Source organism: Gemella morbillorum, assembly GCF_900476045.1.
Classification (GTDB): domain Bacteria; phylum Bacillota; class Bacilli; order Staphylococcales; family Gemellaceae; genus Gemella; species Gemella morbillorum.
Window position 1 is genome coordinate 943,712 of sequence record NZ_LS483440.1, and the last position, 26,229, is coordinate 969,940.

The 26,229-nt window shown below is 31.1% G+C and carries 27 protein-coding genes and 1 pseudogene; 4 read left to right on the forward strand and 24 right to left on the reverse strand.

The window, feature by feature from the left end; translation table 11 throughout:
- Positions 1-11: 11 nt before the first annotated feature.
- The 3 genes from pyrH to rpsB form a co-directional block, all read right to left on the reverse strand.
- Positions 12-722, reverse strand: coding sequence for a UMP kinase (gene pyrH, locus DQN46_RS04625; protein WP_004631878.1), 711 nt, complete (start codon positions 720-722; stop codon positions 12-14).
- Positions 723-836: 114 nt separating this feature from the next.
- Positions 837-1,724, reverse strand: a complete 888-nt coding sequence (gene tsf, locus DQN46_RS04630; protein ID WP_004631876.1) for a translation elongation factor Ts — start codon at positions 1,722-1,724, stop codon at positions 837-839.
- Positions 1,725-1,769: 45 nt separating this feature from the next.
- Positions 1,770-2,510 carry a 30S ribosomal protein S2 gene (gene rpsB, locus DQN46_RS04635; protein ID WP_004631873.1) on the reverse strand — a complete coding sequence of 247 codons (741 nt, stop codon included), beginning with the start codon at positions 2,508-2,510 and terminating at the stop codon, positions 1,770-1,772.
- Positions 2,511-2,913: 403 nt separating this feature from the next.
- Here rpsB and DQN46_RS04640 point away from each other — a divergent pair, with 403 nt between their 5' ends.
- The 3 genes from DQN46_RS04640 to DQN46_RS04650 all read left to right on the forward strand — a co-directional run bounded on the left by DQN46_RS04640 (position 2,914) and on the right by DQN46_RS04650 (position 5,538).
- Positions 2,914-3,921, forward strand: coding sequence for a metal ABC transporter solute-binding protein, Zn/Mn family (locus DQN46_RS04640; protein WP_111743187.1), 1,008 nt, complete (start codon positions 2,914-2,916; stop codon positions 3,919-3,921).
- A 119-nt stretch (positions 3,922-4,040) separates the two neighbouring features.
- The gene (locus DQN46_RS04645) at positions 4,041-4,751 is read left to right on the forward strand and encodes an ATP-binding cassette domain-containing protein (RefSeq protein WP_004631870.1); all 711 of its coding nucleotides are present in this window, start codon (positions 4,041-4,043) and stop codon (positions 4,749-4,751) included.
- Complete coding sequence (locus tag DQN46_RS04650) at positions 4,744-5,538, forward strand: metal ABC transporter permease (RefSeq protein WP_004631869.1); 795 nt, start codon at positions 4,744-4,746, stop codon at positions 5,536-5,538. Before DQN46_RS04645 ends, DQN46_RS04650 begins: the two co-directional genes overlap by 8 nt.
- 27 nt (positions 5,539-5,565) lie before the next feature.
- Here the strand turns inward: DQN46_RS04650 and DQN46_RS04655 are convergent, their stop codons facing one another.
- The gene (locus tag DQN46_RS04655; RefSeq protein ID WP_004631867.1) at positions 5,566-7,260 is read right to left on the reverse strand and encodes a septation ring formation regulator EzrA; all 1,695 of its coding nucleotides are present in this window, start codon (positions 7,258-7,260) and stop codon (positions 5,566-5,568) included.
- 246 nt (positions 7,261-7,506) lie between these two features.
- On the opposite strand from DQN46_RS04655, the gene DQN46_RS04660 reads away from it, so the two are divergent.
- Positions 7,507-7,974: a GAF domain-containing protein gene (locus tag DQN46_RS04660; protein WP_111743188.1), complete on the forward strand. Its 468-nt coding sequence runs from the start codon at positions 7,507-7,509 to the stop codon at positions 7,972-7,974.
- A gap of 50 nt (positions 7,975-8,024) precedes the next feature.
- Here DQN46_RS04660 and DQN46_RS04665 read toward each other — a convergent pair whose 3' ends face one another.
- The 20 genes and pseudogenes from DQN46_RS04665 to DQN46_RS04760 form a co-directional block, all read right to left on the reverse strand.
- Entirely contained in the window at positions 8,025-9,623 is a 1,599-nt protein-coding gene (locus DQN46_RS04665; protein ID WP_111743189.1) for an ABC-F family ATP-binding cassette domain-containing protein, read from the reverse strand.
- Positions 9,624-9,693: 70 nt separating this feature from the next.
- Positions 9,694-10,047 (reverse strand): 30S ribosome-binding factor RbfA, encoded by a 354-nt coding sequence (gene rbfA / locus DQN46_RS04670; protein WP_111743190.1) that lies wholly within the window; start codon positions 10,045-10,047, stop codon positions 9,694-9,696.
- A gap of 12 nt (positions 10,048-10,059) precedes the next feature.
- A complete protein-coding gene (gene infB / locus DQN46_RS04675; RefSeq protein WP_111743191.1) occupies positions 10,060-12,126 on the reverse strand; it encodes a translation initiation factor IF-2 in 2,067 nt (688 codons plus the stop codon).
- Positions 12,126-12,437, reverse strand: a complete 312-nt coding sequence (locus DQN46_RS04680; protein ID WP_111743192.1) for a L7Ae/L30e/S12e/Gadd45 family ribosomal protein — start codon at positions 12,435-12,437, stop codon at positions 12,126-12,128. The genes infB and DQN46_RS04680 overlap by 1 nt, the downstream gene beginning before the upstream one ends.
- Positions 12,437-12,724 carry an RNase P modulator RnpM gene (gene rnpM, locus DQN46_RS04685; protein WP_004631855.1) on the reverse strand — a complete coding sequence of 96 codons (288 nt, stop codon included), beginning with the start codon at positions 12,722-12,724 and terminating at the stop codon, positions 12,437-12,439. Before rnpM ends, DQN46_RS04680 begins: the two co-directional genes overlap by 1 nt.
- Positions 12,725-12,736: 12 nt before the next feature.
- On the reverse strand, positions 12,737-13,768 hold the full coding sequence (gene nusA, locus DQN46_RS04690) for a transcription termination factor NusA (protein ID WP_111743193.1): 1,032 nt from the start codon (positions 13,766-13,768) through the stop codon (positions 12,737-12,739).
- 21 nt (positions 13,769-13,789) lie between these two features.
- Positions 13,790-14,254 (reverse strand): ribosome maturation factor RimP, encoded by a 465-nt coding sequence (rimP, locus tag DQN46_RS04695; protein ID WP_111743194.1) that lies wholly within the window; start codon positions 14,252-14,254, stop codon positions 13,790-13,792.
- 135 nt (positions 14,255-14,389) lie between these two features.
- A complete protein-coding gene (gloA, locus tag DQN46_RS04700; protein WP_111743195.1) occupies positions 14,390-14,770 on the reverse strand; it encodes a lactoylglutathione lyase in 381 nt (126 codons plus the stop codon).
- A gap of 21 nt (positions 14,771-14,791) precedes the next feature.
- Positions 14,792-15,655 carry a DegV family protein gene (locus tag DQN46_RS04705; RefSeq protein WP_224207393.1) on the reverse strand — a complete coding sequence of 288 codons (864 nt, stop codon included), beginning with the start codon at positions 15,653-15,655 and terminating at the stop codon, positions 14,792-14,794.
- A gap of 30 nt (positions 15,656-15,685) precedes the next feature.
- Positions 15,686-16,231, reverse strand: coding sequence for a transcription termination/antitermination protein NusG (gene nusG / locus DQN46_RS04710; RefSeq protein ID WP_111743197.1), 546 nt, complete (start codon positions 16,229-16,231; stop codon positions 15,686-15,688).
- A gap of 11 nt (positions 16,232-16,242) precedes the next feature.
- Positions 16,243-16,416 (reverse strand): preprotein translocase subunit SecE, encoded by a 174-nt coding sequence (secE, locus tag DQN46_RS04715; RefSeq protein ID WP_111743198.1) that lies wholly within the window; start codon positions 16,414-16,416, stop codon positions 16,243-16,245.
- A gap of 259 nt (positions 16,417-16,675) precedes the next feature.
- Entirely contained in the window at positions 16,676-17,524 is an 849-nt protein-coding gene (locus DQN46_RS04720) for a bifunctional 5,10-methylenetetrahydrofolate dehydrogenase/5,10-methenyltetrahydrofolate cyclohydrolase (RefSeq protein ID WP_111743199.1), read from the reverse strand.
- Positions 17,524-18,135, reverse strand: coding sequence for a glycerol-3-phosphate 1-O-acyltransferase PlsY (gene plsY / locus DQN46_RS04725; protein WP_111743200.1), 612 nt, complete (start codon positions 18,133-18,135; stop codon positions 17,524-17,526). Before plsY ends, DQN46_RS04720 begins: the two co-directional genes overlap by 1 nt.
- Positions 18,136-18,143: 8 nt before the next feature.
- Positions 18,144-20,537 (reverse strand): phenylalanine--tRNA ligase subunit beta, encoded by a 2,394-nt coding sequence (gene pheT / locus DQN46_RS04730; protein WP_111743201.1) that lies wholly within the window; start codon positions 20,535-20,537, stop codon positions 18,144-18,146.
- A gap of 12 nt (positions 20,538-20,549) precedes the next feature.
- Complete coding sequence (pheS, locus tag DQN46_RS04735) at positions 20,550-21,572, reverse strand: phenylalanine--tRNA ligase subunit alpha (protein WP_111743202.1); 1,023 nt, start codon at positions 21,570-21,572, stop codon at positions 20,550-20,552.
- A 458-nt stretch (positions 21,573-22,030) separates the two neighbouring features.
- Positions 22,031-22,663 (reverse strand): annotated as a pseudogene (locus DQN46_RS08745) (SMI1/KNR4 family protein).
- Between the two features lie 33 nt (positions 22,664-22,696).
- Positions 22,697-23,254, reverse strand: coding sequence for an SMI1/KNR4 family protein (locus tag DQN46_RS04745; RefSeq protein ID WP_111743203.1), 558 nt, complete (start codon positions 23,252-23,254; stop codon positions 22,697-22,699).
- Positions 23,255-23,265: 11 nt separating this feature from the next.
- On the reverse strand, positions 23,266-23,988 hold the full coding sequence (locus DQN46_RS04750; RefSeq protein WP_111743204.1) for a DUF4241 domain-containing protein: 723 nt from the start codon (positions 23,986-23,988) through the stop codon (positions 23,266-23,268).
- Between the two features lie 202 nt (positions 23,989-24,190).
- Positions 24,191-25,903 (reverse strand): phosphoenolpyruvate--protein phosphotransferase, encoded by a 1,713-nt coding sequence (ptsP, locus tag DQN46_RS04755; protein ID WP_111743205.1) that lies wholly within the window; start codon positions 25,901-25,903, stop codon positions 24,191-24,193.
- Position 25,904: 1 nt separating this feature from the next.
- The gene (locus DQN46_RS04760; protein WP_004631834.1) at positions 25,905-26,168 is read right to left on the reverse strand and encodes a phosphocarrier protein HPr; all 264 of its coding nucleotides are present in this window, start codon (positions 26,166-26,168) and stop codon (positions 25,905-25,907) included.
- Between the last annotated feature and the right edge of the window lie 61 nt (positions 26,169-26,229).

Below are 26,229 nucleotides of genomic sequence, written 5' to 3' on the forward strand. Positions count from 1 at the left end.
CTACTTATAATTTATTCAATAATTGTTCCTAATTTTTCAGTAACAACTTTTACAATATTATCTGCATCATCAATAGAAAAGACGATAATTGGTAAGTTATTATCCATACAGAACGTAATAGCTGTCGAATCCATAATAGTTAATCCTTTATTCATTACATCCATATATGACAATTTATCAAACTTAGTTGCTGAGCTATCTAACTTAGGATCTGCAGAGTAAACTCCATCTACCCCATTTTTACCCATAAGAATAGCCTCAGCTCCAATTTCTTTAGCTCGAAGAGCGGCCGTAGTATCTGTTGAGAAGTATGGATTTCCAATTCCTGCTGCAAAAATCGCAACACGTCCTTTTTCTAAATGTCTAATTGCACGTCTTCTAATATATGGTTCCGCCATAGCCTTCATTTCTACTGATGTAAGTACACGAGTATCCACACCTTTTTGTTCTAATGAATCTTGTAGAGCCAATGAATTCATTACTGTGGCTAACATTCCCATTGAATCTGCTGTTGCACGTTCCATACCTAGCTCTTCTCCAGTTTTACCACGCCAAATATTTCCACCACCAACAACAATAGCAACTTCTACCCCTTGCTTTACAACTTCAACGATTTGAGATGTTATTTTGTTAACTGTCTCAGAATCAATTCCGAATCCTTTTCCACCTGCAAGTGCTTCTCCACTAAGTTTATATAAAACTCTTTTATATCTAGTAGCCATTTTAATCCTCCTAATAAAATACAGATATATCTAAATATATACTAATCTTTTAAAAAAGCACACACAAGAAGTGTGTGCTTTACCTCTTTCTAATAATGAATATTAAATAGAGAATTATTTGCTAGCGTTAACTTGGCTCATTACTTCTTCAGCGAAGTTATCTTCTCTTTTCTCGATACCTTCTCCTACTTCGTAACGTACAAATTTAGCAAGTTTTCCACCTTTTGATGCTACAAATTTTTCTACAGTCAAACTATCGTCTTTAACGAATTTTTGTTTAACTACTGTAATTTCTTCTAGGAATTTGTTAATTCTACCAACGATCATTTTTTCAACGATATTAGCAGGTTTTCCTTCATTTAATGCTTGCTCAGTTAATACTTTTTTCTCGTGTTCAAGTACATCAGCTGGTACTTCACTTTCGTCTAAGTATCTTGGAGCTAAAGCAGCAATGTGCATTGCAACATCTTTAGCTGCTTCTTCATCAGTGCTTCCTTCAACAAGTGTAAGAACACCAATTCTTCCACCCATGTGAGAATATGCACCAAATGCATCTGAATCAGTTTTTGATACTACTTCAAATCTTCTTAATGAAAGTTTTTCTCCAATTGTAGCGATACCTTCATTAATAACTGCTTCTACAGTTCCACCTTGTGCTTCTACTTGAAGTGCTTCTTCTAAAGTTTTTGGTTCAGCTGCTAAGATAGCATCTGCAACATTTTTTACTAAAGCAACAAATTTTTCGTTTTTAGCAACGAAGTCAGTTTCTGAGTTGATTTCTAAGATAACAGCTTTGTTACCTTTAACTTCAATATAAGAAAGACCTTCTGCAGCGATTCTGTCAGCTTTTTTAGCTGCTTTAGCGATACCATTTTCTCTTAAATAGTCGATTGCTGCTTCGATATTTCCATCAGTTTGTTGTAGTGCTTTTTTACAGTCCATCATACCAGCACCAGTACGTTCTCTTAATTCTTTTACCAAACTAGCTGTAATTTGTGCCATTTTGATTGCCTCCGTTATTATATTCTTTAAAATTTATTTATAAAATTATTCTTCTGTTGCTTCTACTTCTTCTACGAATACTTCTTCAGCTGTTTCTTCGATATTCCCTTCATTATAAGCCACAAAAGCATCTGCCATTTTAGCTGTTAATAATTTAACTGCACGAATAGCGTCATCGTTTGCAGGGATTACATAGTCAACATCGTCTGGATCACAGTTTGTATCTACGATACCTACTACAGGAATTCCTAATTTTTTAGCTTCAGCTATTGCATTGTGTTCTTTTTTAGGGTCAACAACGAAAATTGCATCTGGCATACCTTTCATTTCTCTGATTCCACCTAAGAATTTGTTAAGTTTATCGTATTCTTTTCTTAATTCGATAACTTCTTTTTTAGGAAGAACTTCGAATACTCCATCAGCTTCCATTTTTTCGATTTCAGCGATTCTATCAATACGTCCTTTGATTGTTTTGTAGTTAGTTAAAGTTCCACCTAACCAACGGTGATTGATGTAGTATTGACCACTTCTTTCAGCTTCTTCTTTAATAGCATCTTGTGCTTGTTTTTTAGTACCTACGAATAACATTTTTCCGCCTTGATCAGCAACTGATTTAACGAATTCATATGCTTCATCTACTTTTTTAACTGTTTTTTGTAAGTCGATGATATAGATACCATTTCTTTCTGTGAAGATGTATTTATCCATTTTAGGATTCCATCTTCTTGTTTGGTGACCGAAGTGTACACCAGCTTCTAATAATTGTTTCATTGAAATAACTGCCATAAGTTATTTTCCTCCTTGGTTTTTTCCTCCGACATTCTCTAAGCCTACTGCAAACATTTAATGCACCGAGCAGCTACTCAAATGTCGTGTGTTTTATTTTTTGTTGATTTTTACTCAACTTTATTAATTATATAGTATTCAGCAATAAAAATCAAGTGCTTTTATCGCATTTTAGCAAATATATAATTGAAAATTTTTAAAATATTACTTGTTATTTTTCTTCTTTAGAAAATAAAATTATACCTTTTAGATTTTGATTTTTTAAAGATTTGTATGTATCTTATTTTGATCTTCTCTTTTTCTTAATCAAAATAATTTCGATTTATCCCTTGATTTTTTAATAATTTAGTATTATAATTTATTAGACCGTAATAATTACGAAATAACGGAGGTATTTTTTACTATGAGTAAATTTTTAAAATTTTTATCAATTATTACAGCATTAACTTTATTTCTAGTTGGGTGTTCTAGTAAAACAAATTCAAACCCTACTTCAACTGAAAAAATAAAAATTGTAACATCTGTTAACTTTTACGCAGAAGTTGCCAAAGCTGTTGCTGGTGACAAAGCAGAAGTTTCTTCTATAATAAGTTCTTCTTCTATTGACCCACACGATTTTGAACCAACTGCACAAGATGCTAAGACTGTAGCTGATTCAAAAATTGCTATTTTAAACGGCGGCGGCTATGATTCATGGTTTGAAAAACTTACTAATAATAGTAAGAATATAACTAAAATAGATGGTGCTAAATTATTAGGTCTTAAAGAAGGTGAAAATGAACATATTTGGTATAATCCTGAGGTAATGAGCAAAATCGCTGATGAGTTAACTAAAATATTAAGTGAAAAAGATTCTTCTAATAAGGATTTCTATGAAAAAAATAGAGATAAATACAAAAAAGAGTTATCAAAAATTACAGAAAAAATAAATTCTCTAAAAGAAAAAGCTAATGGAAAATCTGTTCTTACTACCGAACCTGTATTCGAATATGCTGTTAAATCTCTTGGACTAAAAGTATCTGACGAGGTGAATAAATTAGCGCAAGCTACAGAGGAAGGAAATGATCCAGCACCACAAGACCTTAAAAATATTCAGCAACAAATTAAGAAAAAACAAATTTCATTGATTATCAATAATGTTCAGACTACTAACAAAACAGTTGAAGGATTAATAAATCTTGCTGAACAAAATAATATTCCGATTCTAAATGTTACTGAGACGCAACCTGATGGTAAAACATATATAGAGTGGATGTTAGACCAATATAATAAACTTGAAGAGATTCTAAATGGTGGTAAAGGTGAAAAAGCATATCACACAGAGGATGCTAAAGAATCTCACTCTCACGATCATGAGCACGACCATGAAGGACATGATCATAATCATGAGGGACACAATCACAACCATTAATAAAAAATAGTTTTTACAATTAGAAAATATGTAGTATAATATTAAGAAGAGATTTGTAAATCGTATCTCTTCTTTTTTATACTAAAAGTGTAATTTAATCCATAAGTTAGGAGTTTATTATGACTGAACTTAATATAAAAAACTTAACCTATTCAATAGGTGATAAGTTAATACTCAACAATCTTTCTTTTAGCTGTTCTGCTGGAGAAGTAATAGCTGTTGTCGGAAAGAATGGTGTTGGTAAAACAACTTTATTAAACAATATATTAGAAAAATTAAATAAAACAGAAAATATAAAATTAACTGGAGAAGAAGCACGTCTTGGCTATGTTCCGCAATTCCGTCAAATAGACGAAGAATTGCCTCTATCAGTTGAGGATTTTGTCGCACTTCCTCTCCATAAAAAAATTCTTCCTTGGCTTTCGTCAAAAGAAAAAAAACAAATTGAAATTGCCTTAGAAACAACTAATTCGCTAACTAAAAAAGAAAAGTCAATAGGTCATTTATCAGGCGGGGAAAAACAACGCGTATTCCTAGCACAGGCACTTGTTAATAATCCTAATTTACTTCTTCTTGATGAGTTTACTTCTAATCTTGACAAAGGTAGCGAGATTGAATGTATGTCTTTGGTTCGTGATATTACTAAAAAAAATAATATAATTACTCTTTGTATTACACATGAACTTTCGTTAATTGACGAAAAATATATTGATAAAATTCTATACTTAGAGGAAGATTGTTATAAATTTATTAGTATTAACGACTTTAATAAAGAACAAAGTGATTTTAAATTATGTAAACATTATGTAGGAGATAACAATTATGCTTAATTATGATTTTATGCAAAATGCCTTTATTGCAGGTACTATTGTAGCAATTATGGCTGGATATATCGGAGTATTTGTAATGGCACGAAATATGTCATTTATCTCCCATACCCTATCTCACGTTGGATTTGCTGGAGCTGCTTTTGCTGTTTTTCTTGGAATTAATCCGATTTATGGATTGCTTATTTTCACAATAACTATGTCATATTTAGTAGGACATCTTAGCGTAAAAGCTTTTCGTCGTGAAGCAACTGTAAGTGTTATGCTTGGGATATTCTTAGGTCTAGGTTTGCTATTCCTTTCACTAACACCAAAAAGTACAAGTTATGTAAATAGTATTTTATTTGGGAGTGTTGTATCCATCACTCGTGATGACGTTAAACTAATATTTTCGCTAGCTATTGCTGTAATTATTTTACTATCACTATTCTATAGAAAAATAAAATTTGATTCTTTTGATGCAATTGGTGCTAAAGCACTCGGTCTTAATGGAAAATTTATCTCAATATTCTTCCTAGTGCTATTATCTGTTGCAACAAGTATTACAGTTCCAGTTGTAGGTGCTTTATTAATGTTTGTATTACTTACTGTACCTGCTAGTGCAGCTAGATATTTAACTAATAAAGTAGGAGTAATGATTGCTATTTCAATTACTTTCGCTTTAATAGGAACTTGGTTAGGCATTACATTGTCTTACTATTCGGCCCTACCAACTACTTTTTATATTGCTACTATTGAAGCACTATTTTATTTCCTAAGCCTTGGTTATTACAATTTAAAACGCAGATAAAAAAACCAGTCAAAATGACTGGTTTTTTTATCTTGGTTTTACAGAATTTCTTATTCTTTCGTATGCTCCTGGCTCTACTTTTTCTAGAGAAGTACGAATTATTTCTAATGTTTTGTTGTAACGATATTCTCTATAATATTGTTCAGCCACTGTTAATTGTTGATGGAATTCAATATTTTCTTTTCTATATCTGTTTGCATAACGGATGAGCTTTTCGATTAATTCTATATCTGTAAGTATATTATTAACTTCAGATGAGTAAATATCTAGTGACTCTTCTGCTTCTGCAACTGCACGTTTTAACAAATCAATATTAATAGGTTCTTTTTTCAGTTCTTCCAAAGCATATCTATAACTATCTGTAACATCTTTATAAAGAACAATAAATCTATCACTGAAACCAGGAACTCGAGAGTTATCTAATTTACGTTTAATTACTTCTTTTTCTTGATTAATAAATATTAATTTTTCTCTTGCAATACTTTCTTCTTCACGTAAACTTGTTAAATATCTAGAGTAATTTGTTTGGTCTTCTTCGATTTTTTCTAATCCTTGCTCTAATAATTCAACTTTATCTTTAAGATCTTTATAATTTAATTTTGGTTGATTATTAATATAGACATCTATATCATGTTTAAGATCTAACAATTCGCTTAATTCATCATAATAATTAGCTACCATTTCTTCATCTTTTTGATAGATTTGATATCTAGTTTTAATTTCCTGAATATTATTATAAAGGGCTTCATTTAATTTATCTTGTAAATCAAGTTTATTAGTAATTTCACGATAGTTTTCTTCTATATATCTCTTATAATCAAGCTCTTTTTTAAGGTCGTTAGAAACTTCATCAATAACATCATAAATACCATCTAAAATATTTTCTATTAGATCAATATCACCTAATTTAACTTTTTCACGGGCATCATTTAATTGCCAAACAATACTTTCAATTTTACTAGATATTTCTAAATGCGTAAGCTTGAAACCTTTTTTCTCCATTTCCTCAACTTTAAGTCTTAATGACTGTATTTGAGTTGGACAAGTTTTTTCTATCTCTTTTAGTAGATCTGGTAATACATCCATTTTTTCTTTTAAATTAAAGATAGAATTTTTAATTGCTGTAATTTTTTCTTGTGCTTCAATATATTTACCTGTAGATGTCAATAATTTGAAGTCATCTAATTGAGGAGCAAGTTCTTTAATATTTTGCTCATATTGATCAGCTGCTGCTCCATACTGATGTCTTTTAGCTAAAAGTTCACGATTAAGCTCTTTATACTCTGCAACAATTTCTTCATAAACTTCTCTATTTTTAGGTTCAACTTCTTTAAGTTCTTTAATTTCTCGTCGAATCTCTGCAATTCTATCTTTTATACTTGCAATTAGTTCACCGCTATTCATTATTACTTCATCAGCACGTTTAAAATTAAATTTATCTATATAGCTTTCAGCATTATAAAGATCACGATCTAATTCTTCTATATCAATACTTTGAATTTCATACCATTCACTTTCCCACTTAGTATAAAGTTTTTCTGCTTTTCCTGCTATCTCTAATGCTTTTACTTGTTTCAAATCATCAGACAATGTTTCTCTTTCTAGCTCATCTTTCATAACTAAAAGAGGGTATAAATCTTGTTTTTTTCTATTTCTAAAGATGAATAGAGCCACTACTCCTCCAAGAATAAGAACACATACAAATAAAAATATATATGTCATATATCTTCCCCCTGAAATTTTTATTAAATTTTACGTTTATTAATACAATAAATACTAACAAAATTATACCATTTTTAGCGTAAAAAACAAAGTATTTCAACCATTTTTTTGAAATTTTTTTGAATTTTTATTTCAGAACTATTAAAATTTATTTCGCATCTTCCCTTAAATCTTATATAGTCATTTCACTTTATTTTTTTTTCTTAATATGCGAAAATAAGATAAATAAATTTAGCGAGGTTTCATATGAATATTATTACAGATAAATCTTTATTTATTAAACAAGCAAATTCACTTATTATCAATGAGAAAAATTTGATTACTAATCTTTCTAATCTTTCTGCATTATACAAAGAATACTTGCCCAATACTAACTGGGTTGGTTTCTATATAGTAGATAAAGAACAAAACAATCTAGTCTTAGGTCCGTTTCAAGGAAAAGTCGCATGTACGCGTATTCCTTTCAATAAGGGAGTCTGTGGGCATTGCTATACAACAAAAGAAGCAATTTATGTAAAAGATGTTCATCAATTTCCTGGACACATAGCTTGTGATAGTGCAACTAACAGTGAGCTTGTAATTCCTATTATACAAAATAATGAAGTTGTTGCACTTCTTGATATTGATTCTATTGAATTTGATAGATTCTCTCCTGAAGAAGTCTTGGTATTCAATGAGGTAACAAAACAAATTTTTGAAAACATAAAATTTTAAAATAGCAAAGAGGTTTAACTTCATTTAGAAGTAAACCTCTTTTTTTAATATTAATCGATAATTCCTTTAAATTTAAGGTAGTTCTCATAATCCATTTCTTTATTAATTGCTCCTTCTGGAGTAAGTTCAATTACTCTATTAGCAATTGTTTGAATAAATTCATAGTCATGAGATGTAAAGAATACTGAACCTTTAAATGCGATAATTCCTTCATTAACCGCAGTAATTGACTCTAAATCAAGGTGGTTAGTAGGTTCATCTAAAAGAATAACGTTAGCTTTAGATAACATCATTTTAGACAGCATACAACGCATTTTTTCTCCCCCAGAAAGTACATGAGCACGTTTTAGTGCCTCTTCTCCTGAGAATAACATTCTTCCTAAGAACGAACGTAGATATGCTTCACTTTCTTCTTCCGGAGAAGCATATTGACGTAACCATTCTACTAATGAAAGCTTCAATCCTTCAAAATATTCTGTATTATCTTTTGGCATATAACTACGTGAGGTAGTAATTCCCCATTTTACAGTTCCACTATCTGGTTCAATCTCACCTGCTAAAATTTTAAGAAGTGTAGTTTTAGCTACTTCATCTCCTAAAAGAATAGCTTTATCGTTAGGATTAACTGTAAAACTCACATTGTTTAAAACTTCTTTTCCTTCAATTGTTTTACTTACACCATCTACGATTAATAAATCATTACCGATTTCACGATCTGGAGTAAAGCGCACATATGGATAACGTCGACTACTTGGTTTAATATCGTCAAGCGTAATTTTGTCAAGCATTTTCTTTCTACTTGTTGCTTGTTTTGATTTCGAAGCATTTGCTGAGAAACGAGCAATAAACTCTTGAAGTTCTTTAATTTTTTCTTCTTTTTTCTTATTAGAATCTTCCATCATACGACGTGCAAGTTGGCTTGATTGATACCAGAAATCATAGTTACCAACGTACAGTTGAATTTTTCCAAAATCTAAATCACAAATATGTGTACAAATATTATTTAAAAAGTGACGATCATGACTGACTACAATAACTGTATTTTCAAAGTTAATTAAAAATTCTTCAAGCCACTTAATGGCTGCAATGTCAAGTCCATTGGTAGGCTCATCTAGCAATAGAACATCTGGGTTTCCGAATAACGCTTGAGCTAAAAGTACTTTTACCTTAATTGCATTATCTAATTCTCCCATAAGCAGAACATGATACTCTACAGAAATACCTAAGCCTTCTAAAAGTTGAGCCGCATCACTCTCAGCACTCCAACCGTCCATTTCAGCGAACTCACCTTCAAGTTCTGCTGCAATGATACCATCTTCTTCTGTAAATGGATCTTTCATATAAATTTCATTTTTGCGTTTCATAACATCCCAAAGACGCTCATGTCCCATCATTACAACATCAATAACTCTATCTTCTTCATAAGCAAAGTGATTTTGACGAAGTACCGCAAGTCGTTCACCTTTTCCTAATGATACGTGACCTTGTTGTGAATCAATTTCACCAGATAATAATTTTAAAAATGTTGTCTTACCTGCTCCGTTAGCACCAATCAGCCCATAGCAGTTACCATTTGTAAATTTTATATTTACATCTTCAAATAGTTTTCTATCTGCAAAACGCAAACCTAAATTTGTTACTTGTAACATTACATTCTCCTCTAATTTTATTCAATCATAGGACAAACTGCCTAACACCTTTAGTCAGCTTCCCTATACTTTATTCTTCTTCTTTTTGACTTACACTTGCAATTAGACTTTCAATATGTAAAGCATACTCAGCTGTTTTATCATATTCGAAAATCAATTCTGGAAACTTACGAATCTTTATTTTTTTAGCAACTTCGCTTTTAACGAATCCTTTTATTTTTTTAAACGATTCTTTAGTTTTTTCTTTTTCGCGTTCTCCACCTAGAACTGTGTAGTACACTTTTGCTTGAGAATAATCTCCTGTCAAAGTTACTTCTGTAACAGTAACAAATCCTAAATCATGATTTTTAACTTTTGTTGCTAAAACATAAGTAATTTCTTTTTTGATTTGTTCTGCAAGTCTATTAACTCTTAATTCTGACATTAGTTTCTCCTCCTATTTTTTTACTTCTTCCATGATGTAAACTTCAAAGACATCTCCTTCTTTAATATCATTAAAGTTTTCAACAGTCATACCGCATTCATAACCACTTTGAACTTCTTTTACATCATCTTTAAATCTTCTTAGTGTATCAATTTCACCTTCGTAAATTACAACACTATCACGGATTACACGTACTTTACCATCACGAGAAACTTTACCTTCTGTAACATAAGCACCAGCGATTGTTCCAATTTTTGATACTTTATATACTTGACGAACTTCTGCAAGACCTATTACTTTTTCTACAAATTCTGGATCTAATAATCCTGTCATAGCTGCTTCGATTTCTTCGATTACTTTATAGATAATACTATGTAAACGAATATCTACTTGTTCAGTTGCTGCCATTTGCTTAGCGTTATTATCAGGACGAACGTTGAATCCAATTACTACGGCACTAGATGCAACAGCAAGAGTAATATCAGATTCATTGATTGCTCCTACTCCAGTGTGGATAATACGCACGTTGACACCTTCTACATCAATTTTCGCTAATGACATGGCAAGTGCTTCAACTGAACCTTGAACATCTGCTTTTATAATAATGTTAAGATCTTTCATCTCACCTTGTTTCATTTGTTCAAATAGCGTATCAAGTGATACTGCTGAGTTAGCTTGACGTGTAGTTTCAATATATTGTTGTTGACGTTTTTCTCCAATTTGACGCGCTGTTTTTTCATCACCGAATACTACAAAACGATCTCCTGCATTTGGTACGTCTTGAAGACCAGTTATTTCTACTGGTGTAGATGGTTTAGCAGTATGGATATTTTTACTACGATCGTTAATCATAGCACGAACACGCCCGTATGTATTACCTACTACTAACGGATCTCCTACATTAAGAGTACCATTTTGTACTAGTAATGTTGCAACTACTCCACGCCCTTTGTCAAGTTTAGCTTCAATGACAGTACCTAGTGCTAGACGGTTTGGATTGGCTTTTAACTCTTGCATTTCTGTAACTAATAAAATATTTTCTAATAGTTCATCAATACCCTCACCTTTCAGAGCTGAAATAGGAACAAAGATTGTATCTCCACCCCACTCTTCAGAAATAAGTCCATATTCTACAAGTTCATTCATAACTCGGTCTGGATTTGCTTGAGGTTTATCCATTTTATTAACAGCAACAATAATAGGTACATCTGCTGCTTTAGCATGGTTAATAGCTTCTATTGTTTGAGGCATTACCCCATCATCAGCAGCCACTACTAAAATTGTTACGTCAGTAATTTTTGCTCCACGTGCACGCATAGTTGTAAACGCAGCGTGTCCTGGTGTATCTAAAAATGTAATTTTCTTATCTTTAGTACGAACTTGATAAGCACCAATATGTTGAGTGATACCCCCTGCTTCTCCTGCAGTTACACGTGTGTTTCTAATTGTATCTAATAAAGTTGTTTTCCCATGGTCAACATGCCCCATTATTGTAACAATTGGAGCTCTTTCTTTAAGATTTTTTTCTTCATCTTCAACTTCAAAGTATAAATCTAAATCTTCTTTATTGATTTCTACTTCTTCTTGAATTTCTTTTCCATAATCCATAGCAATTAATTCAATTTGCTCTAAAGTAAGAGATTGATTGATATTTGCCATAATTTTAAGTTCCATAAATAACTTTTTAATTAATTCAGTTGAATTTACTGATAGTACTTCTGAAAGTTCTCCTACGGTCATACCATCTCTTACTAAGATAGTGTCTTCTGAAATTGTTTCTTCTGTAGGTGCTTCAATAATTGCAGGCTGCTGTTTATTAGATTTTTTATTTTTTTCTTTTTTATTTTTTTTCTTTTTATGTTTTTTAGTATCACTTTGATTTTTATTACTAGCAACTTTTTCTGCTTTTGGTTCTTCTTTTTTAGCTTTGAAGATGCTATCAAGTTTGGCTAACCCCTCTTCCGTTAACATTGACATATGGTTAGACACTTCAATTTCAGATTCTCTTAAAACTTTAATTATATCTTTTGACTGTTTACCAATCTCTTTAGCATATTCATATACTCTGACTTTTTTCATTACAATCTTCCTCCTTCTTCTAATAGTTGTTTAAACTTTTTTATAAACCCATCATCAGTCATACCAAGTGCGACACGATTATCTCGTCCAATTGCTCTACTTATATTTTCAATATCTGAAAATTCGATGTGATTAACACCATAAAACGTCGCTTTATCTATCAATTTTTTCTTTGTATTAATACCGCAATCTTGTGCTATGACTAATAATTTTATCTTTTTATTCTTTAAATTTTTTGTGATTAAATCTTCGCCTGTTATAAGTTTACCTGCTCTTTGCATTAAACCAAATAAATTATATATTTTTAACATTATTTTTGTGGAATAGACTTTCTATATATTAATCTAATTACTTCGTTGTAAATAGGCTCCATAATTTCTGGAGTAGTTGAAAAGAATTTCTCAAGTAATTTTTTATCTTTTGCATTATTAATTACTTCCAAATCTGATACAACATATGCTCCGCGCCCAGCTTTTTTTCCTGTTGGATCTACCGAAATTTCTCCTTCTTTATTTTTTACTATTCTTAGTAAATCTTTTTTCGGAAACATCTCGTTGGTTAGTATACATTTTCTTGTTGGTATTTTTCTTTTTTTCATCTTAACACCTCACTACTCAGCTGCTTTAATGTCAATTTTCCATCCAGTTAATCTTGCTGCTAAGCGAACGTTTTGACCTTTTTTCCCTATTGCAAGAGATAGTTGATCTTCTTTAACTTTAACATTAGCAATTTTTTCTTCTTCATCTATAATGATTTCTTCTACTTTAGCAGGTGCTAATGCATTAGTAATAAATTTCACAGGATCAGCATCCCATGTAATGATATCAATCTTCTCACCGTTTAATTCATCAACGATACGATTAACACGGTCTCCTTTATTACCTACACATGCACCAACTGGATCAACATTTTTGTCTTCTGAAAAAACGGCAAGTTTAGTTCTTTCGCCAGCTTCACGAGACACACTCTTAATTTCTACTGTTCCACTATAGATTTCAGGAACTTCCATTTCGAATAATCTTCTAATAAATTCAGGATGTGATCTAGATGCCAGAACATGCGGCTTACTACCACGGCTTGGGTTATCTACTTTAGCTATATAAACTTTTATAGGTGTTTGTGGTACATAATTTTCACCAGGAACTCTTTCATTCTCTCCTAAAATAGCCTCAATTTTTCCAAGTTTCACATATACATAGCGTGTATCAATTCTGTCTACAGTACCTGAAAGGATTTCTCCTTCATATTCACTATATTCTTTAAATAAGATTTCTTTTTCTGCTTCACGAAGTCTTTGTAATAGCGCTTGTTTAGCTGCTTGAGCTCCAACACGACCAAAGTCATCTGGAAGATCTACTACCTCATAGATATCACCAACTTCATACGCTGGATTTATTTTTAATGCATCCTCTAAAGCAAATTCAATTCTATCATCATATACTTCTTCTACAACATCTTTTCTAATGATAAATTTATAATCACCTGTAGCACGATTAAAATCTACTCTTACATTCTTTGCAGCGTTAAAATTCTTTTTGTATGCTGATAATAGAGCTAATTCAATAGCTTCTACTAGTATATCTTCTGCAATACCTTTTTCTTGTTCAATTAATTTAATAGCTTTAAGCAAATCCTTGCTCATTGTTCTTTTCTCCTTTAAAAATTAAAATTTAACAGCTAATCTAATCTTAGCAATTTTCTCATAACTAATTGTTGATTTCTTTACTCTTGCTTTATCTTTATATTCAATAGTAATTTCTTTATCTTCAACATCTAAGATGTCACCATAAAATTCTTTCTGGTTATCTACCTTCTCATAAGTTTTGATATATACATGCTTACCTATTGAATCGATAACTTCTTCCAGATTTCTTAACTCACGTTCTATACCTGGTGAAGAAACTTCAAGATAATACTTGTCGCTTATAAAATCCTCTTTATCCAATTCTTCTGCTAGTTTTTCACTTAGAAGTACACAATCATCTAGTGTTAAACCACCATCTTTATCGAAGTAAATGCGTAAGAAGAATTCACTACCTTCTTTTACATATTCTACATCATAAAGTGAATATACTGTATCTTTTGTTTGCTCATCTGCAATAGCTTTTACTCTTTGTACTATACTCATATTACACCTCTTTCTTAAATCTAAAATTGCAATATAAAAAAGTGGAGAACTTTCAAAATTCACCACCCTTTCGGTAATTTATTTCAATGTAGTTACATTGTATCACAATAAATAAGAGAAATCAATTAATTTGTCTTACTTATCACGAATAACTTCAATCTTATATCCATCTGGATCTTTGATAAAGTAATAACTTGGCGGGAATCCTGGTAAACCTTTTAAATCTGTAATATCGTATCCTGCCTCTTTATGTTTCTCATATAAACCTTCTAAATCAGAAACTGAAATTGCAATATGACCGTAACCATCTCCTAAATCATATGAACCATGATCATAATTATAAGTTAACTCTAATTCATAATCAGAACCTGGTAAAGTCAAATATACTAAAGTAAATTTATATTCTTTAAAATCTCTTTCTCTACTTACTTTAAAATCAAATGCTTCCGTATAAAACTTAATTGATTTTTCTAAATCAGCAACTCTATAACAAGTATGCGCCATAGTTTGAACCATAATCTCACCTCAAAAATCTTTTTATAATATTGTCCACGCAAAACCTATAGCTCCAATCCCAAGATGAGTTGATACTACAGGAGTAATTGCGTCTATTTCGACATTAACATTAGGATAAACTTCTTTCATATAATTTTTAATTTCTTCCGCCTTCTCTAAAGCATCTACATGAAGAATACATACAGATATGTTTTCATCCTTGTGTTGTCGATAAAATTCATCAAATAATTCATAAATTCTTAATACAACTTTTTTATAAGTACGTATTTTTTGGAATGGTACGATTACCTTATCCTCAAAATGTAATAAAGGTTTAACTTGTAATAAGTTACCAACTATAGCCTGTGCACCGCTTAAGCGCCCACTACGTTGTAAGTGTGATAAGTCATCAGCCATAAAATATGCTTTTGAAACTTTTTTCATTTCATCTAATGCAGTAATAATTTCTTTAGAACTCTTACCTTCTTTTATTAGTCCAGCCGCTTTAATTGCATAATATCCTTCAGGATGACATGCAACTTCTGAATCAAATGGATGAACATTAATACCATCAACCATAAGATCAGCTACAGAGTATGATGAAAATGTTCCACTTATACCACTAGATAGTGCTATAGCAATAACATCTGTATAACCTTCTTCTTTTAATTTTTCTAAGCATGAAACAACTTCCCCAATTGCTGGTTGAGAGGTTGTTGGAAAAGAATTATTAGGATCCTTTAAATAATCATAGTATTTATCAAGAGGCATATCAATAACCTCTTTATAAGAATTTCCATCAATAACTATATTTAAATAAACCGTTCTAATATTTAATTCTTTTGTTAATTCACCTGGTAAATATGCTGTCGAATCCATTACAATAGCTATTTTTTCCACACTCATACCTACTATTTTACAATAGCTTTTCCTTTCCTAGAATTTTTCAATATTATACAGTTCTAATTCAACTTTTGTTTCTCTACCCATAAGTTCGATCATTACATCTGCTTTGTAGTTATTAAGGTCTATATTCACCACTTTACCTTCCATATCTACAAATGGCCCAGAAATAACACGAACATGGTCTCCTACTTCGATATCTACATCAACAACGCTTGAAAGCCCCATTTGTTGTAAAATAAAATTGATTTCTTCTGGAAGTAATGGACTTGGTTTTGAACCCCCACCATGTGAACCTACAAATCCAGTTACACCTGGTGTATTTCTAACTACAAACCAAGAGTCATCAGTCATAACAAGTTCAACTAGAACATATCCAGGGAAAGTTTTTCTATTTACTTCTTTTCTTTTTCCTGTTGGTGTTATAATAGTTTCTTTTTCTTCTGGAACAACAATTCTAAATATTTTATCTTCCATATTCAAAGATTCAACACGTTTTTCAATATTATCTTTTACTTTATTTTCATAACCAGAGTATGTATGAATTACGTACCACTCTTTGTTTACTGTATCACTCATAATAACCTCTCTTACTTACTAAAATGTCTAATTCCAGCAGTTATTCCTAAATCTACCACATAACTGAACAACATTAATATTCCTACAACTACTATAACTATAAGAGTTTTTCTAACAAGTTCGTTAAATGTTGGCCAACTTACTTTTTTCATTTCTGAAACAACTTTTTTTAAAAATCTTAACACTAGTGAATTCTCCTCTCATACAAATTTAATTCTTTCATTGTACATTTTATAAATTATACCATAGCACAATTCATAAATCTATAAAATTTCAAATAAAAATAAGTACACTTGTACAATATATTATTGTAACATTTATTAAGAAACTTTTCAAATATATATCTTAAAATTGCTAAATAAACATTTAAAAATCTTGAGAGAAATATATTTCAATAATTGTATTACAAAATTATATTTATTATTTCTCTCAAGAAATACTTATTTATTTTATTAAATCATATGTTGCTACCAAGGTGTTTCTCATTAACATAGTAATTGTTAATGGCCCAACCCCACCAGGCACTGGAGATATGTACTTAACTTTCCCCATAAAGTTTTCAAGATTTACATCTCCAACTAACTTGCCATCTTTGTAGTTATTACCTACATCAATAATAGTAACTGTTTCTTTTACTTTTTCTTCTCCAGTTAAAAAGTGTGCAGAACCCACACAACTAACAATAATATCAGCTTGTTCTAATAAACTATCAAGATTTTTAGTTTTTGAGTGTGCTGTTATCACAGTTGCATTATTTTGAAGCAATAATGTAGATATAGGTTTTCCTACAATATTACTTCTTCCTATTACTAATGCTAACTTTCCATCAATTTCATCACCAGTAGATTTTATCATTTCTAAAATACCAAGAGGTGTACATGGAATTAGTTTTGCTTCTCCAATAACTAACTTTCCTACATTAATAGGATGAAAACCATCAACATCTTTTTGCGGGCTTACCGCATTTAAAATTTGTTCTGCATCGATATGTTTAGGTAATGGTAATTGAACTAAAATACCATGTACATTATCATCATTATTTAATTTCTCAATTTCATTTAAAAGGCTAGCAGTAGAAATATTTTCATCTAATTCTATTTTAACAGAATTAATGTTATTTTCTAAACATGCTTTATGCTTTGAATTAACATAACTTTTAGAAGCCTTATTATCTCCTACTAAAACTACCGCTAACGTTGGAATTATACCTTTTTGTTGAAGAATTGTTGCTTCTTCTTTTATCTCAGCGCGTAATTTTTTAGCAAGATCAGTACCGCTTATAATTTTTGTCATTATTTTTTCCTTCCTAATCTCAATTTTGCTTTAGATTGATTTTCCGTACCATTCAATAATCTTTGAATATTTTTCTTATGCATATATATAACAAAAATACACATTACAATCATAACCCACTTATCAACACCTGTTTCAAAAATAGCTAAGTAAACTATAGAAGTTAAACAGATTAAAATACTCCCTAAAGAAACATATCCAGTGATAAATAGTGTTGAGAAAAATATTACAAGTAAAAGTGCGCTCAAAGCTGGATAAAGAAAAATAAATACTCCTGAGCCAGTTGCAACTGCTTTTCCTCCTTTAAAGTTTGCAAAGATAGGATAAACATGTCCTATCATTGCAAATGCTCCAAAAATAGAGAGAAATTCTACTTTTCCTAGACTTAACGTAGGTAAAAACGTTGCAAAAATTCCTTTAGATATATCTAAAATAAACACCATGACTCCTGCTTTTTTTCCAAGACATCTAAATGTATTTGTTGTTCCTAAATTTCCGCTCCCCATAGTACGAATATCTGTATTATAAAATAGTTTCCCAATAATTAAAGCAAATGGGATAGCACCTATTAAATATGCAATAGCACAAAACAATAAAACTTGTGTAATCATATATTCTCCTATCTTATTATAGCTCCATACTCTGTCAACGCTGCAAGAACTTTTTCATGAACAGCTGTTACTTCTTCATCAGTTAATGTTTTTTCTTTATCGCTATATGTAATTGTTAATGCTAGAGACTTTTTACCAGCCACTAATTCTAAGCCTACATATAAGTCAAATAATTCTATATTTGTTATTAATTTACTATTTACACTTTCGATTGCATTATAAATATTTTGATATTCATCTTCCAAATCAACTAGCATCGCAATATCACGAGTTATTTCAGGATACTTAGTTACTTCTTCATACTTAGGTTTTACTTTTTCTTCTGAAATAACTTTATCTAAATTAATTTCAAAAACATAAGTTCTATTAAGTCCAAGTTTCTCAGCTACTAATGGATGCACTTCTCCAATTAATCCAATGCGCTCTTCTCCTAAATATACTTCAGCTGTACGCCCTGGGTGCATTCCGTCAACTGTTACCTTTTTATATGTTACTTTCTGATCTAAACCTAGATATTCTAAAGCAACTTCTAAATAACCTTTTGCTGCATAAAAATCTAATTCTCGACTATCTTTTAACCATTTTGTAGCTCTTTCTTCTCCAGCTAAAGCAGCACTAAGATAAAGTGTTTCCTTGGGTTGAACATTATCATCTCCGCTTCCGAAGAAAACTCTCCCAATTTCTATAAGTTTTAAATCCTTTTGCTTACGAGCCACATTATATCCAATTGTATTCAATAATCCTGGTATTAAACTTTGGCGAAGTGTTGAATGTGTTTCTGTCATTGGCATTAATAATTTTACTTTATGATGATTTTCTAAAGTAAAACTTGTTGATTCTTCATCAGATACCAATGAATAATTAATTGTATCGTTAAAGCCAGCATTAACATACAATCTACGTAAATCACGAACAGCACGTTGTGTATAAGTTAAACCACCTTTTGTTGTTCTTGAGAATTTTGGTAATGTGGATGCCAAATTATCATAACCATAAATACGAATAACTTCTTCTACTAAGTCTTGCTTAATTGTGATATCTGGACGTCTTGTTGGTACTTTTACTATTAATTCTTCAGCAGCTACTTCTACACCAAAGTTCAAACTTTCTAAAATAGAAATAATTTCCTCTGTTGATAAAATAATACCTAAATAATTATTAATGTATGTTGTCGTAATAGCTACTTCTCTTTCTTGTTCTTTATTAACTACACCTACCGAAGATTCTACAGTAGCATTTGGACATAATTCCAAAATTAATTCTACTGCACGCTGTAAGGCTGCAAGTTGCATATTAGAGTCTATTCCTTTTTCAAAACGTGCTGATGAATCACTTCTTAATCCATGAGCAGCTGAAGTACGACGTATACTTGACGAATTAAAGTATGCAGATTCTAAAATTATATTTTTAGTACTTTCGCTTACTTCTGTATTTTTTCCACCCATAACTCCACCTAAAGCTATTGGCTGTTTCCCATCTGTAATAACTAAATCTGTATCTTGTAGTTTACGTTCTACTCCATCAAGAGTTTCTAATACTTCTCCTTCTTTTGCATCACGTATAACTATCTTATCTCCCACTAAATCTTTATCAAATGCATGCATCGGCTGACCGAACTCTAAAAGAACATAGTTAGTTATATCTACAATATTGTTAATTGGACGAATACCCGAACTCATAAGGCGAACCTGTAGCCATAATGGTGAATCTTTCACTTCTATATTTTTAATCACTTGTCCTAAATAATTTTTACAAGAAGGACTTTCTACCTCTACAGATAAAGTAGTTCCTTTATAATTTTCCGCTACTTCTTTATCATTAAAAGTTACAGCCTTATTATATAAAGCTCCTAATTCATACGATAAACCACGCATACTTAATGCATCAGCTCTATTTGGTGTAATTGATAGGTCTAATATATAATCATTTAAACCTAGTACCTCTGATACATCCGCTCCCAATTCTTGTTTTTCTCCAAAAGTATAAATACCATCTTGATAATTTTTAGGGATTACACTTTGATTTAATCCAAGCTCTTTAAGCGAACAAATCATCCCTTGTGATTCTACTCCACGAAGCTTAGCTTTTTTGATTTTGATTCCTGGTAGTTTTGCTCCAACTTTTGCTACAATAACATATTGTCCAGCATCTACGTTTGGTGCACCACATACGATTTGAAGATTTTCCTCTTCTCCTACATTTACCTGACATACGCTTAATTTTTCTGCATCTGGATGTTTTTCTTTCGATTCTACATAGCCTACCACTACATTAGATAATTCCTCAGCTAAGTAATCTACTCCTTCTATTTCAATACCACCACGAGTAATTTTTTCTGCTAAATCTGCAGCATTATCTTCTACATTTGTATATTGTTTTAACCAATTATAACTTACTAACATTGCTACCTCCTACTAATCGTTTCTATCATTATTAAATTGTTGTAAGAATCTAATATCGTTTGTATAGAAACTTCTTATATCACTAACGCCATATTTTAACATTGCGATACGTTCTACCCCCATACCGAAAGCAAAACCACTATATTCTTCTGTATCAAATCCTGCCATTTCTAATACATTAGGATGCACCATACCTGCACCAAGAATTTCTAACCATTTAATATTATTTTCGTCATCTTCATTTCCCCAAGATACATCAACTTCTACTGAAGGTTCTGTAAATGGGAAAAAGCTAGGGCGAAGACGAATTTTTTTATTTTCTCCGAAAACAGATTTAATAAAATATTCTAATGTCCCTTTTAAATCACTAAATGTAATATTTTTATCAACTACTAATCCTTCAATTTGAGCAAATTGATGTGAGTGAGTAGCATCATCACTATCACGACGGAATACTTTACCAGGACAAAGAATTTTAACAGGACCTTGACCATTAGATTTTAACATTTCTCTTGCTTGAACAGGAGATGTTTGAGTCCTCATAAGAAGTTCGTTAGTAATATAAAATGTATCTTGCATATCACGTGCTGGATGATCTTTTGGAAGATTTAACATTTCAAAATTAAATTTATCTGTTTCAACTTCTGGACCTTCTGCCACTGAATACCCCATAGAAATGAATATTTCTTCTACTTCTTCTATGACTTTATTTAGTGGATTCATTCCACCTAAATCTACTTTTCTACTAGGTAAAGTAACATCAATATTTTCACTTGCAAGTTTTAACTCTAATGCTTTTTCTGCTAATTCTGCTTTTCGCTCTTCTAAGCTCTCATTAATGAAAGTCTTCACTTCATTAACTAGTTTCCCAAATGTTGGTCTCTCTTCTGGAGAAAGGTCTCTAGCACCTTTCATAATTTCTGTTAGTGCACCTTTTTTACCTAAAAATTTGACTCTTAGGTCATACAATTCTTTTTCGTTTTTAATATCTTTTACTAATTCAAGATATTCTTTTTTTATATTTTCTAAAGACATAAAATCCTCCTAATATTTTTTATAAAGACATTTTGTATAAGTTACTTTAATTATCCAAAATAAAAAGCCCCTCAAAACTTTCGTTTCGAAGGGACGAATAAATCGTGGTACCACCCAAATTTAAAGTCAAACTGACTTCCTTAAATCTAACCTAAATTAGCTTAGCTTTTAACGGTGCCATCCGATTGTACTCATTATCTAACTTATACAATTACTCATAAGCTGAAAATATAAATTCAGTTAATACAACTCTCTCAGTCACAAAGCTGCTCCCTGTTAAAAACTTCTAATTATACCGTCTTAATCATTGCTTTTAAATTATATAGTTAAAATAATAATATAAAAATACCACGATGTCAACTAATACGGCAAAAATAAGGCATGATAACTGATGAACTCAATGTATATTATTTTAAGTTCTAATTTAGCAGTTCGATCAAAAATGTTAGATTATAACGCTAATTAATTTCAGCCATTATCTCATCTATCAATTCTGTAATTCCTTCAGCTACATAAACTATTTCATCAGGATCATGAATATAGCAGATAATCTGACCTTCTTTCCCAGTACTATCTGGACTAAAATCAAACATTAGAAAGCAACTATCACAATACTCAGCAAAAGGAATCCACCTTTTGTTAAAGAGATATGGTTTTACCCTGCTATCCTTCATTTTATTTATATCATCTTTTGAAAAATACTCATTGAGCTCTGTTAATAAGACATCTTTATTTTGAAAATATTACTTTGTATTTTCTATATCTTGCAGACTCATTAAACAAAATGGCATTTCTCTTTCATCAATAATACAAGGAAAAATACTCAAGTATTTACTCCCATTTTTATATTTGTAAATTTCTTTTACATCATTAGGCAAGGTTATACCTATTTTCTTCTCGAAAGATACAATCTCTGTCTCTGAAGCTCCTGAAATTTTGTGATAATCGTCAAGATATTCTTCTTCTACGGGATCTTCCAAATCCCATTCTTCAAAATTTTCACATATATATTTTTCAATTTGTTTGATTTTATCTATTATTTTCATATTTTCTCTCCAAACATTAAATTTACAAATGCCAGACCTATTCATATAGTATTAGTAACTATACATTCCTATGTAGTTTTATTCACTAATTTTTCTATTTTCGAGCGTCTCTATCATTTGCGTTTTACGTTCTTCCAACTCTTTAATTTTCTTAAGCAAGAAATCAGAAAAGTTCACTTCATCTTCCACAAAAGCAACTTTAGAATACCAATCAAGTGCGACAATTCTATTATTTTTATCAAAGCAAAATATTGTGTTTCCATCACCTATTATTGAAAAAAATGGAATATAGTCTTCTAAGCCTTCATCATGTAATTCTTTTGTTTTTACACGAATATCTAGATAATCTGGTATTCCTTTTGCAATACCATATACCATAATTCCTCGACAAAATGTCCAAAATGGAGCTACATCGTATACCTTAGCTCTTGGCCATAATTCTTCTCTGACTTCCATGTAAAGTCCTCCCAAAGGAGACATAGTAAACTCTTTAAAATCATCAGGAAGACTTATATCATACTGCTTCTCAAAATTTAATATATCTTTTTCTGATGGTTCATTCCCCATACAAGCAAAAATCTGATATACCTTAGAATCATAGTTATGAAAATAATCATAGACTTTTTCTATCGACATAAATAATCTCCTTATCCTAGATAAATATACTCTATAACGATGTCACAAAGATTTTTATTCTTATCATATCCAAAATATACAGGATACACTCCATCTCCAAAACCTGTTTGAATCATCGGAATACTTAAATTGGTATTAGGAATCCTGAAATTAATCCAATCTCCTCCTTCACGTTGATAAAGTGGATTTTCTACTGCATTTTTTTCAAAAATATCCGCAAAGAAATCATCATAAATATTTTTATTAGGATTTTCTTCATACCAACTATCTTCAAAATCACAATATGCATTTTTAGTTTCAACATCTACTATTGTTGCAAGTCCTGCATCAACGGAAAATCCGAAGATGCTCTCCTCTTCAAGAGAATCTAGATTTTCATCTCCCTTTAATGCTTCGTAGTAAACAACAGGTTCTTCTTCTGTAAATTTAACTCTACTCATCACATATCTGTAGTGGTCTTCCTCTATTTTTGCTACTAGCGTTTTTATTCTAAATTTCCCTACAGGTACGGACTGTAAATAAGGTTTTTCATCTCTGTGAAGCCATACTAACGGATCTCTAACCAAAATTTCTCCAGTTGGGAAATTCACTTCCCCCATATCTAAAACAAAAACTTCCTTACCTTGTATTTCTTTCATTTCAAAACATTGTGCATAATTTACTGGTGATGTAAGTAAATTCTTTACTTCTTCATATTTTTTTAGCCATTTTTCTGATGTATGTATCTTTTCCATAAAAGTCTCCTTGAATATGTTTTTATTTTATTATTAAAATCTTAAACTTAACTCAATATTAATTTTTATCGAGTATACTAATTATTATACACCAAATTAATCTTAATTATTTAAAAAGCTAATATGTTTTTTCCTTTATAATTAATATAAAAATCACCCTTTCCCCTTTTCGAAGAAAGAATGATTTTATTTATATATTTCTTTATTTCGTATATTCTTCTATTAAAGCTAATACTTCTTCAGTCGTAGCACACATAACAGCTTTTTCAACTAATTCTTTCATTTTAGCAAGTGTTAAATTCTTGATTTGACTACGTGCTTGTAAAATTGAAGTAGCAGACATTGAAAACTCATCTAATCCCATACCAAGCAGTAATGGAATAGCTAAACTGTCTCCAGCCATTTCTCCACACATTCCAGTCCATTTACCTTCTTTGTGAGATGCTTCAATAACATTTTTTACAAGACGTAAGATAGCTGGATTATATGGTTGGTATAAGTATGATACTTTTTCACTCATACGGTCTGCTGCCATAGTATATTGAATTAAATCGTTAGTACCGATTGAGAAGAAATCAACTTCTTTAGCAAAGATGTCAGCGATAACAGCTGTTGACGGAATCTCAACCATGATACCTAATTCAATATCATTACTTACTGCAACACCTTCAGCTACAAGTTTTTCTTTTTCTTCTAAGAATAAAGCTTTAGCTGCTCTAAATTCTTGCACTGTTGCAATCATAGGGAACATTACACATAATTTTCCGTACACAGATGCACGTAATAATGCTCTAAGCTGCGTTCTGAAAAGATCTTTTTCTTCTAAACAAAGTCTGATTGCTCTAAATCCTAAGAATGGGTTCATTTCTTTTGGTAAATCTAAGTAAGGTAGTTCTTTGTCTCCCCCAATGTCTAGAGTACGAACTACTACTGGTTTATCACCCATACCTTCTAATACAGCTTTATATGCTTCAAATTGTTCATCTTCTGTTGGCAGTTGATCGCGTCCCATATATAAGAACTCTGTACGATATAATCCTACAGCTTCTCCACCATTATTTTTAACACCTTCTAAATCTGCTGGTGTTCCGATGTTTGCTGCCAAAATTACTTCATGTCCATCTTTTGTTACAGATTTTTCTGTTACAAGTTTAGCCCATTCAGCTTTTTGAGCTTCAAACTTAGCGTGTTTTTCCTTATATTCAGCAGTAGTAGCTTCATCTGGATTTACAAGAACAACACCATCAAGTCCATCAAGAATTAAAATGTCGCCATTTTTCACATCTTCTGTAATTGAACTTGTTCCAACTACCGCTGGAATTTCTAATGAACGTGCCATAATTGCAGAGTGAGAAGTACGTCCACCGATATTTGTTGCAAAACCTTTTACATATTTTTTGTTAAGTTGAGCAGTATCAGATGGTGTCAAGTCTTCCGCGATAACAATAACTTCTTCATCTATTAAACTCGGATTTGGTAAATCCACACCTAAAAGATGTGCTAAAATACGTTTAGAAACGTCTCTAATATCAGCTGCACGCTCTTTCATATATTCATTGTCCATTGCTTCAAACATAGATATAAACATATCAGAAGTTTCTTTAAATGCATATTCTGCATTAATAACTTTAGACTCAATATCTGTTTTAACAGTTCCCATAAATTCAGGATCATCTAAAATTAAAAGATGAGCTTCAAATACAGCAGCTTTATCTGCACCTAGGCTTGCTAATGCATTTTCTTTAATAATAGTTAATTCTTTTTTAGATGCTTCTATAGCATCTTCAAAACGTTTAATTTCAGCTGCCACATCTTCAATTTTCACTTCTTTAACTGTCAAATCTGGCTCTACAAATACATAAGCTTTAGCAAAAGATATACCTTGTGATGCTGCTATACCTTTTAATTTTAACATATTATGCTAATCCTTCTTTCTTCATTGTTTCTTCTAAAGCAGCAAGTGCTTCAGCTTCATCAGCTCCATCAACATAAATAGTTATATCTGCGTCTTTTCCAACTCCTAAACTCATAACACCCATGATTGATTTTAAGTTAACTTTACGACCATTGTATTCTAATTCAATATTAGATTGGAATTTTGATGCAGCTTGCACTAATAGTGTTGCTGGTCTTGCGTGAATTCCTGTTTCGTCAATTACTTTAAATTCTTTTTGTAGCATAGTTATTATCTCCTTTTATTAAAAAAATATTTACAAACAAATAATACCACATGAAAACAAT